The organism is Pseudomonas grandcourensis (assembly GCF_039909015.1).
In the GTDB taxonomy this organism is placed as follows: Bacteria; Pseudomonadota; Gammaproteobacteria; order Pseudomonadales; family Pseudomonadaceae; genus Aquipseudomonas; species Aquipseudomonas grandcourensis.
Genome location: NZ_CP150919.1, coordinates 5588359 through 5600251 on the forward strand (window position 1 = coordinate 5588359; position 11893 = coordinate 5600251).

Genomic DNA, 11893 nt, shown 5'->3' on the forward strand with positions numbered 1-11893 from the left:
TCTTTTTAGACAACTGCGCTAAAAAACCCTGTTCCTGCCGGCACGAACAATGACCGAAATCCTGCTTACGCTCATCAGCGCCGCCCTGATCAACAACATCGTGTTGCACTGGCCGTTGGCCGTCGATCCACTACTGGCCGGCAAGCGCCGTCAGGTCCATGCCTTGGGTATTGCGACGACCTGCCTGATACTGGTCGTGGGCATGCTCGGCTACGCGCTCTATCAATGGCTGCTGGTGCCACTGCAATTGACGCCGTTGCGTCTGTTTGTGTTTCTGCCGTTGAGCGTGTTGCTGATCAGCCCGTTGCTGAAGTTGTTGGCCCGGGTGTTTTCGACACTGCCGTTCGAAGGCCTCTGGCCGTTGCTGCTGGGCAATGCCGGCGTGCTCGGTGTGGCCTTGCTCAACGCTCAGGAAGACAAGGGTTTCTTTCACGCCACAGCCTTGAGCCTCGGTGCAGGGCTGGGCTTCTGGCTGGTGTTGAGCCTGTTCACTGATTTGCGTGAACGCACGGCCGACAACGATGTTCCCCTGCCCTTTCGCGGCTTGCCGATCGACCTGATCGGCGCCGGCCTGATCGCAGTGGCTTTTCTCGGATTCAGCGGACTGATCAAAACATGAGTCTGATTCAACTCATCGACGCACTCTTGCCGCAAACCCAATGCGGCAAGTGCGGCCACCCCGGGTGTAAGCCGTACGCCGAAGGCATCGCCAATGGCGAGCCGATCAACAAGTGTCCGCCAGGCGGCAACGAAACCATCGCGGCCCTGGCCGAACTGCTGAAGGTGCCGGTGCTGGAACTGGACATCACTCGCGGCTCGGCACCTGCGCAGATCGCCTATATCCGCGAGGCCGAGTGCATTGGTTGCACCAAGTGCATTCAGGCCTGCCCGGTCGATGCCATCGTCGGCGCGGCCAAACTGATGCACACGGTGATCATCGATGAGTGCACCGGTTGCGACCTCTGCGTGGCACCCTGCCCGGTGGACTGCATCGAAATGCGCCCACTGCTGCCGAACTCGGTACTGCCCGTTGTCGGAGGCCTGGCCCTCACACCGCAGGCGCGGCAGGCCCGTACCCTCAAACGCGATCACGCACGGCGCCGCTTCGAACAGCGCAATGCCCGCTTGCAGCGTGAGGAGCAACAGAAAATCGCCGAACGCCAGGCAAGGCAGCGAGCCGCGCTACCTGCCGAGGCGACAGCCGACCCGGTGCAGGCGGCCCTCGAACGCGTCCGTGCACAGAAAGCCGCCAATGCCGATGCCACGCTGAAAAAGGCCAAGATCGATGTGGCGATGAGTCGGGCGCAGTTGCACAAATCGCTGAAGGCTTTTGGGCATCCGCCGACCTTCGAGCAGCAATCGCAGTTGATCGTCCTGCAACAACAGTTCGAAGCCGCCGAACAAAGCCTGGCGCAACTGGAAAGCGTCGCACCATCGGCCCCTGCACCGACGGTCGCACCTGTGTCGTCAAATAATGCCGATCTGAAACGGGCCAAGATCCAGTTGGCCATGCGCCGCGCCGAACTCAAGAAGGCTCAGGCCAACGAAGCGACGGCGGAGCAAATCGAAGCCCTGGAGCGCGCACTCGGCGAAGCCGAACGCCTGGTGGACGTCCATGCCAGCCCTTGAAGTGGTTGATGATCGCCTGCAACAGGCGATGAAGCTGGTGCTGTTGGCCACGCTGCCGGGAATGCTGGCAGCGTTCTGGCTGTATGGCTGGGGCGTATTGATCAATCTCGTTCTGGCGGCCGCTGCTGCGTTGGCCGTCGAGGCCGCCGTCGTGCATTTGCGCAAGCGACCGCTGCGAGCAACCTTGAGTGACGGTAGCGCGCTGGTCAGTGCCACATTGCTGGCTCTTGCGCTGCCGCCTTATTGCCCATGGTGGCTGACCCTCAGTGCTGCCGCTTTTGCGATGGTGTTCGGCAAGCACTTGTACGGCGGTGTCGGTTCGAATCCCTTCAACCCGGCGATGCTCGGTTTTGCCCTGGTGCTGGTGACCTTTCCCCAACCAATGACCCTTTGGCCATCACCCCATGGCATGGATCTGCTGAGCGGCTTGCAGCACGTTTTCGGCGTCGGCCACGCGCCGGATGCGTGGGTGCAGGCCACAGCACTGGACAGTCTGCGGATCAACAAAAGCCTGACCATGGATGAACTGTTTGCCGGCAACCCGACATTCGGCCACTTTGGCGGCCGGGGGGTGGAATGGCTGAACCTGGCCTTTGTGGCGGGCGGTGTGTTTCTCCTGCAACGAAGGGTGATCAGTTGGCATGCGCCGGTCGGCATGCTGGTCAGCCTGTTCATCATCAGCCTGCTGTGCTGGAACGGTTCGGGCTCCGACTCCCATGGCTCGCCGTTGTTTCATCTGCTGACCGGCGCGACCATGCTGGGCGCGTTCTTCATCATCACCGAACCGGTTTCCGGCCCCAGAAGCCCTGGCGCGCGGCTGCTGTTCGGCGTTGGCGTGGGGCTTCTGACTTATCTGATTCGTACCTGGGGCGGCTACCCGGACGGCATCGCCTTCGCCGTGCTATTGATGAACCTGTGCGTGCCGGCGCTGGAGCGGTTCGTGGCGGCCAGGCAACAGCCGGAGGCGCCATGAACCGGACATCAAGCATCGCACTTGTGGTGCTTTTGGCCGCACTGGGCCTTGGCGTGACCTACTTCGTGCAGTTCGGCAGCGCGCCGCGCATTGCGGCCGAACAGCGCCTGATCGACAGCCGTAACCTGCTGGACCTGATCGCGCCGGACAGCTACGACAACCAACCACTCGAACAGCCCATCAGAATCGAAACAACCGCGCTGACCAACAGCACCTTGCTGGGTGGCTATCTGGCGACCCGGGCCAATCAACCCGTCGCGGTGTTGCTGCGCAGTCAAACCCTTGGCTACGCCGGTGCCATCGACCTGTTGATCGCTGTCGACGCCAATGGCCGATTGCTGGGCGTCAAAACCCTCAAACAGTCGGAAACACCAGGGCTGGGGGCACGGATCGCCGACTGGCCCAATACCTGGCTCCAGGTTTTTTCCGGCAAGTCTCGAACAGAACCCGGTGACAGCGGCTGGGCGCTGAAAAAGGATCAGGGACAGTTCGATCAGATCGCAGGCGCGACCATCACCTCAAGAGCGGTAATCAATGCCGTCCACGATGCCTTGCGCTACTTCGATGAACACCGGCAACAACTCCTCGGAATCCCTGCCCATGGATAACTCATCGACGATGCGCAACGCCTTGATGCTGACGCCGCTGATCGGCGCCACCCATTCGCTGATGGCCGCACTTGGCCTGTGCCTGATGTTCATGGTGATAACCGAGTTGTTCAGTCTGGCCATGGGCGCCCTGCGATCCCGCCTGTTCCCGGCGACCCGCTTGCTGGCCAGCATCCTGTTGGCGGCCACGCTCACCAGTTGCGCGGAACTCATGGCACAGGCCTGGTCGCTGCAATGGCAGCAGCATCTGGGGATTTATGGCGCCTTGATCGCCTTGCAATGCGTCGTACTGGAACACACCGGGTTCTTTCAGAGCGATTGGCGCCTACGCCTGCGACTCAATGGCCTGTTTGCCACGCTGATGATCGCGCTGGGCCTGCTGCGCGAACTCATCGGCAACGGAACACTCGGAAACCATCTATCGTGGCTGTTCGGCGCAACACAAACTGACTGGCAAGGCTGGGTACTGATGGCTGACAGTGGCCTGCGCCTGGCCACATTGGTCCCTGGCGGGTTCATCCTGCTCGGGCTGCTGATCGCCACCTGGCAGGCCTGGCGCCCCACGCCCACACATTGATTGCCTTCGAGGAAACGTACTGCCCATGAATGCCGCAAAACGCCTGGAAATCTTCCGCAGACTGCACGAGGACAACCCGGAACCAAAGACCGAACTGGCGTACTCCTCACCGTTCGAATTGCTGATTGCCGTGATTCTCTCGGCGCAGTCCACCGATGTCGGCGTCAACAAGGCCACGGCCAGGCTGTTCCCGGTCGCCAATACCCCGGCAGCGATCCATGCCCTGGGTGTCGAGGGGCTGTCGGAGTACATCAAGACCATCGGCTTGTACAACAGCAAAGCGAAAAACGTGATCGAAACCTGTCGCTTGCTGGTCGAGCGTCACGCCAGCGAGGTGCCACAAACCCGCGAAGAGCTGGAAGCATTGCCCGGCGTCGGCCGCAAGACCGCCAACGTGGTACTCAATACGGCATTCCGTCAACTGACCATGGCCGTCGACACGCATATTTTCAGGGTCAGCAACCGCACCGGCATAGCTCCCGGCAAGAATGTGGTGGAAGTCGAGAAAAAACTGATGAAATTCGTGCCCAGGGAGTACCTGCTCGACTCCCATCACTGGCTGATCCTTCACGGCCGCTATGTTTGCCTGGCCCGCAAGCCCCGATGCGGGAGCTGCCGGATCGAGGACTTGTGCGAATACAAGCACAAAACCTCCGACGATTGAGGCGCTATTAGGTTTATTGATTTGTCGATTGAAAAAATCTTTTTTACCCGCCGGGAGATTGTCGATATAAGGAGCGCCAAAGGCCTTCTTAGCCTGGAGCAACTAAATGAGTACTGGCAAAGAGCAATTGGACGTAGAAGACGATTTCACCACCGCCGAAACCGATGACGCTGAGCCGGTGGTTGAAGTAGCGAAAACTAATCTGAGCAAACGCCGCACCATCGACAACCTGCTGGAGGAGCGCCGACTGCAAAAGCAATTGGCCGATTACGATTTTGATTTATGACACCTGAAAGCCTCCAGAAACGGAGGCTTTTTTTTAAGTGCCATACTCCGGTAGGCGCCCCTTGTCGCGCCGTTACGTCATCACACCAGACCATTGCGTTGTGCCAGCTCGATCAGATCGACCAGAGACCGCGCATTCAGTTTTAGCAACAGGCGGGTCTTGTAAGTACTGACTGTTTTATTGCTGAGAAACATCCCATCGGCAATTTCTTTATTAGTCTTCCCTCGAGCCAACTGTTGCAGGACCATCATTTCCCGCCCCGACAATCGATCAACCATATCGGCCTCGCTGGCATTCCCCAAACTGCAACGCACGGTATGCAAGGCTTGATTAGGAAAGTAACTGTAGCCTGACAACACGGCCTTTATAGCGCTGAGCAACTCTGTGAGATCTTGTTGTTTGCAGACATAACCGGCCGCACCGGATTGCATGCAACGCATCGAAAAATGTCCCGGCGCCTGGGAAGTCAAAATAAGCACTTTCATCGGCATTGAGGTCGACGACAAACGCGCGATGACTTCCAACCCGTCCAGCTTCGGAATCCCGATATCCAGAATGACAATGTCCGGCATAAGTTCACGGGCTAGTTGCAGTGCGTCCACACCATTATCGGTTTCTGCAATAACTTCGTAGCCATGACGTTCCATTAGCATACGTACCGCAAGACGAATGACGGGGTGATCATCCACGATCAGCACTTTATTCATGGGCAAGTCCAATTTTCGCTGTTCGAATTTTTAGAGCCCGCACAATAGCCTAGTCGTTTCACCCATGGCATGTCGCCCCTCCCGGCCACCCGCACCAAGAGACATACCCTACAAACAACACGGATTCCTCCTACAAAAATCCCTCGAACAGAATGAATTGAAAACTGTATCAGCGTCAGTGTGTCGCACTTTCCAGCAGCCACCCCTGTCGATTTACGACCAGAGTTTTCCGAGAGCCAGCTTGATCGGTCGCGTCCAGCCAAGCACTAGCCTCTACCTCTCAGTTAAAACGTAACTGTTATTTACGCACTCAACACTCATACCAGAAATATCACACACCAAGCATCCAATTACTCTTACAGCAAATAATATTTTTTGAGCAATCATTAAATCACGCCAAAAATCAAAGAAACTGAAGAGCAATAGAACAAACAAATAAAAACCTATCAAAAACCAACAAGCAATAAAAGCCTCTACAATAACCACCAAATCAAACCAACCTCATAAATCACTCGAGAACAGACAACCCGGCATGAGTACAGAATATGATAAAAAAACGAATCACCAACCCAATGACAATTATCGCGATATTCGCAGCGCTCTCTGAAACTTCGGCAGCCGTCTCTCTACCCTTCCTTGACCAGGAAGAAAGAGAACTCTACGTCTGGTTCCTGATCAGTTTTCCGTTCTATCTGCTTTTACTATTTTTCGCGACACTCAACTTCAACTATAAATCACTTTATGCGCCTTCCGATTTTGAAAAGGGCAAGCACTTCATGAAGGTCATGGATGATGTTGGGCGGTCGGAAAAAAAAGCGTGCGCAAAGCCGTCTGAAAACTCCGCTCTGGATACGTCTACCAATGACTGGCAGTCAGCTCGCACGCCCTGTGGCGCACAGGACCCGCCAACCGGGATCGGTCTGCAAACCACTGTCTCCGTTCAGCATCACCTTCAGTTACCGGAACCGGTAAAAGACCTGTACATCGTTGATGTACGCTGGATGTGCAAAGAGGTCGAGTTTGGAGCGCTGCTGGAGAAAATCCGGAGGCAACGGGAAAAGACGGCGTACGTGATTCTGTTTGTCACTTGTGCCGTTTCGGAGAAATTACTGAAAGCCAGTGCGCTTGAACATTCAAAACTGGCCAGCAAGCGCAGTGCTGCCTTTTATGTAGCCTACAATCCGGACTCGCACAGGTTGTCGGTCATTGATCAGGTCGGGCAACCGGCAAACAACAACCCATAGGACAGGCTATTGGAAGGATAAAAACAGGAAATCATCAGCGGGAACGAAAACACCCGAGAACGCAGTCACTGGCGTCACACCCCGGTTTCAGGTACCTGACCCCGTCGAGGACGAGGTCAGGTATCCATCACGATTTCAAAGGTCTCAGAACAGCTTCCGGCCTTTGTTCGCCGCAATGCGCATGCGCAGGGCGTTGAGCTTGATGAAGCCCGCTGCATCCGCCTGGTTGTACGCGCCGCCATCTTCTTCGAAGGTAGCGATGTTGGCGTCGAACAGCGAGTCGTCGGACTTGCGACCGGTGACGATCACGTTGCCCTTGTACAGCTTCAGGCGCACAACGCCGTTCACGTGGGCCTGGGACGCGTCGATCATCTGTTGCAGCATCAGACGCTCAGGGCTCCACCAGTAGCCGGTGTAGATCAGGCTGGCGTACTTGGGCATCAACTCGTCTTTGAGGTGAGCCACTTCGCGGTCCAGGGTGATCGATTCGATCGCACGGTGGGCGCGCAGCATGATGGTGCCGCCAGGAGTTTCGTAGCAGCCACGGGACTTCATGCCCACGTAACGGTTTTCGACGATGTCGAGACGGCCGATACCGTGCTCACCACCGATACGGTTCAGGGTCGCCAGCACGGTGGCAGGAGTCATTTCGACGCCGTCCAGCGCGACGATGTCGCCGTTGCGGTAAGTCAGTTCCAGGTACTGCGGCTTGTCTGGAGCGTTCTCCGGGGAGACGGTCCATTTCCACATGTCTTCTTCGTGCTCGGTCCAGGTGTCTTCCAGCACGCCGCCTTCATAGGAGATGTGCAGCAGGTTGGCATCCATGGAGTACGGGGACTTCTTCTTGCCGTGGCGCTCGATCGGAATCCCGTGCTTATCGGCGTAATCCATCAGCTTTTCACGGGACAGCAGGTCCCACTCGCGCCAAGGGGCGATCACTTTCACACCTGGCTTCAAGGCGTACGCACCGAGTTCGAAACGAACCTGGTCGTTACCCTTGCCGGTGGCGCCATGGGAAATGGCGTCTGCACCGGTTTCGTTGGCAATTTCGATCAGGCGCTTGGCGATCAGCGGACGAGCGATGGAAGTACCCAACAGGTACTCGCCTTCGTAAACGGTATTGGCGCGGAACATCGGGAAAACGAAATCGCGCACGAACTCTTCGCGCAAGTCGTCGATGTAGATCTCTTTGACGCCCATGGCCTGAGCCTTGGCGCGAGCAGGTTCGACCTCTTCGCCCTGACCCAGGTCAGCGGTGAAGGTCACCACTTCACAGTTATAAGTATCCTGCAGCCACTTGAGGATCACCGAAGTGTCCAGGCCGCCGGAATACGCCAGAACGACCTTGTTTACGTCCGCCATGCCATCACTCCACGGGGTTCTACGGAAAGCCGGGAAGTCTACCGCTCATACAGAATAATTTACAGTGGCGCGACAGCTTATGACGACGAAGCGACAGATTATGTCGAGAGGGCGACGATGACCAAATAGTCAGGAAGTGGCCGAAGCGGCCGCTTTCGTCGCCTGCGGGGCGACTTGTTCCGCTGGTGCTCCGCGCTCCAGGCGTACCGCCACTCGACGGTTCTTCGCGCGGTTGGTGTTGTTGGTGTTAGGCGCCACCGGATAACGCTCGCCATGGAAACGCAGGGTGATTTGCGACTCCTGGATGCCGTTGGCCTTGAAGAACTCCATCACTGCCAGGGCTCGGCGCCGCGACAGGTCGCGGTTGGTCAGGCGGTTGCCGCTGTTGTCGGAGTGACCGTCGAGCTCGATGTGGTTGACCGTCGGATCGGCCTTCATGTACTCCAGCATCACCTGCAGTTTGGCTTTTGCGGTGCTGTCGAGTTCGATTCCGCCGCCGGGGAAGCCGATTTCGGATTGCTTCACCTGTTCGAAATTCTGTGGCAACAGTTTCGCCACACAACCCTGGTAGTCGGCAAACGCTTGGGTGAACCTGACCGGCAACAAGCGCACTTCCGACACCCGCCCATCCCCCGAGGAATGTCGAACCACCGGGCTGCGACCGTCCATCAGGCCACTGATCAGACGCCCGGCCTGAACCTGTGAGCTGTTGAACAATACGTTGCCGCTGCCGATTCTCACCGTGCCCAGGTTGATATCGTCACGTCCCGGTTGCCACGGCGCGGCAGCGGCCAGCAGCGTCGCCGAGCCACCACCAATCATCGGGTTGTAGGCTTTCAGACGAAACGTCGCCTGCTCGCCGGCACGACGCACGAACTCGCCCGAACCGAAATCGGTGATCGGCTGAGTCAGGCGGCATTCGAACTTGTCGCCTTCGACCGTCCACTCAATGTTCTCCAGACGTGTCTGGAAAGTGAGCGCCATCGCCGGAAGGCTGGCAAACACACTGAGCAAGGCTAAATAACGCTGGCGCACGGGAGGCTCCACTGGCTTCTACAACAAAAAGACCGACACAAACATGTTTACGGCATACCTGTTGGATATCGGAAGCTTCCTGCAAAACTTGATAGCGAGTGCCTGCAAGAGTCTTTTCCGGTAGCATTCCCTTGAGTTTGACCCGCCTGGAATCCCCTCATGTCCGACCGCCTGACCCTGCTGCGTCCCGACGACTGGCATATTCATCTTCGCGATGGTGCCGTGTTGACCAATACCGTCGCGGATGTCGCGCGCACCTTTGGCCGCGCCATCATCATGCCCAACCTGGTTCCACCGGTGCGCAACGCGGCCGAAGCCGACGGCTATCGCCAGCGGATTCTCGCTGCCCGCCCCGCCGGCAGCCTGTTCGAGCCACTGATGGTCCTGTACCTGACCGACCGCACCCAGCCTGAAGAAATTCGCGAGGCCAAGGCCAGCGGATTCATTCACGCCGCCAAGCTGTACCCGGCCGGCGCGACCACCAACTCGGATTCTGGCGTCACCAGCATCGACAAGATCTTCCCTGCACTCGAGGCCATGGCCGAAGTCGGGATGCCGTTGTTGATCCACGGTGAAGTCACCCGGGGCGATGTCGACGTGTTCGACCGCGAAAAAATCTTCATCGACGAGCACATGCGTCGTGTGGTCGAGCGTTTCCCGACCCTCAAAGTGGTCTTCGAACACATCACCACCGCGGACGCCGTGCAGTTCGTCAACTCGGCTTCGGCCAACGTGGGCGCGACCATCACCGCGCACCACCTGCTGTACAACCGCAACCACATGCTGGTGGGCGGGATTCGGCCGCACTTCTACTGCCTGCCGATCCTCAAGCGCAATACCCACCAGGAAGCCTTGCTCGACGCCGCCACCAGCGGCAGCGAGAAGTTCTTCCTCGGCACCGACTCGGCTCCCCACGCCCAGCACGCCAAGGAGGCGGCCTGCGGTTGCGCCGGTTGCTACACCGCCTATGCGGCCATCGAGATGTACGCCGAAGCCTTCGAGCAGCGCAATGCGCTGGACAAGCTCGAAGCCTTCGCCAGCCTCAACGGCCCGCGGTTCTATGGTCTGCCGGCCAACACCGATCGCATCACCCTGGTCCGTGAAGAATGGACCGCCCCGACCAGCCTGCCATTTGGCGAGCTGACCGTTATCCCGCTGCGCGCCGGTGAAAAACTGCGCTGGCGCCTGCTGGAGGAACACGCGTGAGTGAAGACCATTTCGACGACGAACTGGAAGGCAATGGCGGCGGAGGCGGCCCTCGTCATCCAATGGCGGCCAGGTTCCGTGGCTACCTGCCGGTTGTCGTCGACGTAGAGACCGGTGGCTTCAATTCGGCCACCGATGCCCTGCTGGAGATCGCCGCGACCACCATCGCCATGGATGAAAAGGGTTTTGTTTACCCGGATCACACCTACTTCTTCCGTGTCGAGCCGTTCGAAGGCGCAAACATCGAAGCGGCGGCCCTGGAGTTCACCGGGATCAAGCTTGATCACCCGCTGCGCATGGCGGTGAGTGAAGAGTCTGCCCTGAACGATATTTTCCGCGGCGTGCGCAAGGCCCTCAAAGCCAATGGCTGCAAACGGGCGATCCTGGTCGGGCATAACAGCAGCTTCGACCTGGGCTTCCTGAATGCGGCGGTTGCGCGGCTGGACATGAAGCGCAATCCGTTCCACCCGTTCTCCAGTTTCGATACCGCAACGCTCGCCGGCCTCGCTTACGGCCAGACCGTACTGGCCAAGGCTTGCCAGGCAGCGGACATCGACTTCGACGGTCGCGAGGCTCACTCGGCTCGCTATGACACCGAGAAGACGGCAGAGCTGTTCTGCGGCATCGTCAATCGCTGGAAACAAATGGGTGGCTGGGAAGACTTCGACGATTGATGTGTTGTAGGAGCGAGCTTGCTCCTACACAGTCCCGGCGTTATCCCGCCCATAAAAAAACCGGCCTCGATGGCCGGTTTTTTTGTACCTGCTTTTTATAGCTGGAGCGTGCGCCTTACAGAGCGGCAGCGTGCTCGGTCAGGTAAGCCGCAACGCCTTCTGGCGAAGCGTTCATGCCTTTGTCGCCTTTTTTCCAGTTGGCAGGGCAGACTTCGCCGTGCGCTTCGTGGAATTGCAGAGCGTCGACCAGACGGATCAGCTCTTCCATGTTACGGCCCAGCGGCAGGTCGTTGATGATCTGCGAGCGGACAACGCCTTTGTCGTCGATCAGGAACGCGCCACGGAAAGCCACGCCGTCAGCGGACTGAACGTCGTAGGCCTTCATGATGTCCTGCTTGATGTCGGCAGCCATGGTGTAGCGAACCTGGCCGATACCGCCATTGTTCACTGGAGTGTTGCGCCATGCGTTGTGGGTGAAGTGCGAGTCGATCGAAACAGCGATCACTTCAACGTTGCGTGCCTTGAACTCGGACATGCGGTTGTCCAGAGCGATCAGCTCGGACGGGCAGACGAAGGTGAAGTCCAGTGGGTAGAAGAACACCAGGCCGTATTTGCCTTTGATCGCCGAGGACAGGGTGAAGCTGTCAACGATCTCGCCATTGCCGAGTACGGCCGGTACGGTGAAGTCAGGGGCTTGTTTGCCTACGAGTACGCTCATTGGATATCTCCTGGTGTAATAGCGTGAGAAACAGGGTTCGCATCAGCCTGCCACCCTGAGGCGACAGCCCTGTGACACGATCCCCGGTCGCAAAAGACCGGCCATCATACACCGCGTGTTTGAGCTGGCTTAGCTGTTTTTTCCCCATACGATGAAATCCCCGACGGTTTTGTATCACCGATTTGCCATGCCGACCGTTCGTCAGCCATA

The 11893-nt window shown here is 58.1% G+C and carries 14 protein-coding genes; 10 read left to right on the plus strand and 4 right to left on the minus strand.

What is annotated here, in order from left to right; genetic code table 11:
- Window positions 1–49: 49 nt before the first annotated feature.
- The 7 genes from AABM52_RS25010 to AABM52_RS25040 all read left to right on the plus strand — a co-directional run bounded on the left by AABM52_RS25010 (window position 50) and on the right by AABM52_RS25040 (window position 4737).
- Window positions 50–619, plus strand: a complete 570-nt coding sequence (locus AABM52_RS25010) for an Rnf-Nqr domain containing protein (RefSeq protein ID WP_347908768.1) — start codon at window positions 50–52, stop codon at window positions 617–619.
- Entirely contained in the window at window positions 616–1629 is a 1014-nt protein-coding gene (gene rsxB / locus AABM52_RS25015) for an electron transport complex subunit RsxB (protein WP_347908770.1), read from the plus strand. The genes AABM52_RS25010 and rsxB overlap by 4 nt, the downstream gene beginning before the upstream one ends.
- Complete coding sequence (locus AABM52_RS25020) at window positions 1616–2602, plus strand: RnfABCDGE type electron transport complex subunit D (RefSeq protein WP_347908772.1); 987 nt, start codon at window positions 1616–1618, stop codon at window positions 2600–2602. The genes rsxB and AABM52_RS25020 overlap by 14 nt, the downstream gene beginning before the upstream one ends.
- A complete protein-coding gene (locus AABM52_RS25025) occupies window positions 2599–3210 on the plus strand; it encodes an RnfABCDGE type electron transport complex subunit G (protein WP_347908773.1) in 612 nt (203 codons plus the stop codon). The genes AABM52_RS25020 and AABM52_RS25025 overlap by 4 nt, the downstream gene beginning before the upstream one ends.
- On the plus strand, window positions 3203–3787 hold the full coding sequence (locus AABM52_RS25030) for an Rnf-Nqr domain containing protein (protein WP_347908775.1): 585 nt from the start codon (window positions 3203–3205) through the stop codon (window positions 3785–3787). The genes AABM52_RS25025 and AABM52_RS25030 overlap by 8 nt, the downstream gene beginning before the upstream one ends.
- Window positions 3788–3812: 25 nt before the next feature.
- Complete coding sequence (gene nth, locus AABM52_RS25035; RefSeq protein WP_347908777.1) at window positions 3813–4451, plus strand: endonuclease III; 639 nt, start codon at window positions 3813–3815, stop codon at window positions 4449–4451.
- Between the two features lie 106 nt (window positions 4452–4557).
- Window positions 4558–4737, plus strand: coding sequence for a PA3496 family putative envelope integrity protein (locus AABM52_RS25040; RefSeq protein ID WP_007972325.1), 180 nt, complete (start codon window positions 4558–4560; stop codon window positions 4735–4737).
- Window positions 4738–4817: 80 nt separating this feature from the next.
- Here the strand turns inward: AABM52_RS25040 and AABM52_RS25045 are convergent, their stop codons facing one another.
- On the minus strand, window positions 4818–5444 hold the full coding sequence (locus AABM52_RS25045) for a response regulator transcription factor (RefSeq protein ID WP_008053528.1): 627 nt from the start codon (window positions 5442–5444) through the stop codon (window positions 4818–4820).
- A gap of 545 nt (window positions 5445–5989) precedes the next feature.
- On the opposite strand from AABM52_RS25045, the gene AABM52_RS25050 reads away from it, so the two are divergent.
- Window positions 5990–6688 (plus strand): hypothetical protein, encoded by a 699-nt coding sequence (locus AABM52_RS25050; RefSeq protein WP_347908779.1) that lies wholly within the window; start codon window positions 5990–5992, stop codon window positions 6686–6688.
- A gap of 144 nt (window positions 6689–6832) precedes the next feature.
- On the opposite strand, the gene AABM52_RS25055 is transcribed toward AABM52_RS25050, so the two are convergent.
- Both AABM52_RS25055 and AABM52_RS25060 read right to left on the minus strand, forming a co-directional pair.
- Window positions 6833–8050 (minus strand): argininosuccinate synthase, encoded by a 1218-nt coding sequence (locus AABM52_RS25055; RefSeq protein ID WP_347908781.1) that lies wholly within the window; start codon window positions 8048–8050, stop codon window positions 6833–6835.
- 129 nt (window positions 8051–8179) lie between these two features.
- The gene (locus AABM52_RS25060; RefSeq protein ID WP_347908783.1) at window positions 8180–9085 is read right to left on the minus strand and encodes an OmpA family protein; all 906 of its coding nucleotides are present in this window, start codon (window positions 9083–9085) and stop codon (window positions 8180–8182) included.
- 159 nt (window positions 9086–9244) lie between these two features.
- On the opposite strand from AABM52_RS25060, the gene pyrC reads away from it, so the two are divergent.
- Window positions 9245–10291 carry a dihydroorotase gene (gene pyrC / locus AABM52_RS25065; protein WP_347908784.1) on the plus strand — a complete coding sequence of 349 codons (1047 nt, stop codon included), beginning with the start codon at window positions 9245–9247 and terminating at the stop codon, window positions 10289–10291.
- The gene (gene rnt / locus AABM52_RS25070) at window positions 10288–10965 is read left to right on the plus strand and encodes a ribonuclease T (RefSeq protein WP_046043606.1); all 678 of its coding nucleotides are present in this window, start codon (window positions 10288–10290) and stop codon (window positions 10963–10965) included. Before pyrC ends, rnt begins: the two co-directional genes overlap by 4 nt.
- Window positions 10966–11080: 115 nt before the next feature.
- Here rnt and AABM52_RS25075 read toward each other — a convergent pair whose 3' ends face one another.
- Entirely contained in the window at window positions 11081–11683 is a 603-nt protein-coding gene (locus AABM52_RS25075) for a peroxiredoxin (RefSeq protein ID WP_007985868.1), read from the minus strand.
- Between the last annotated feature and the right edge of the window lie 210 nt (window positions 11684–11893).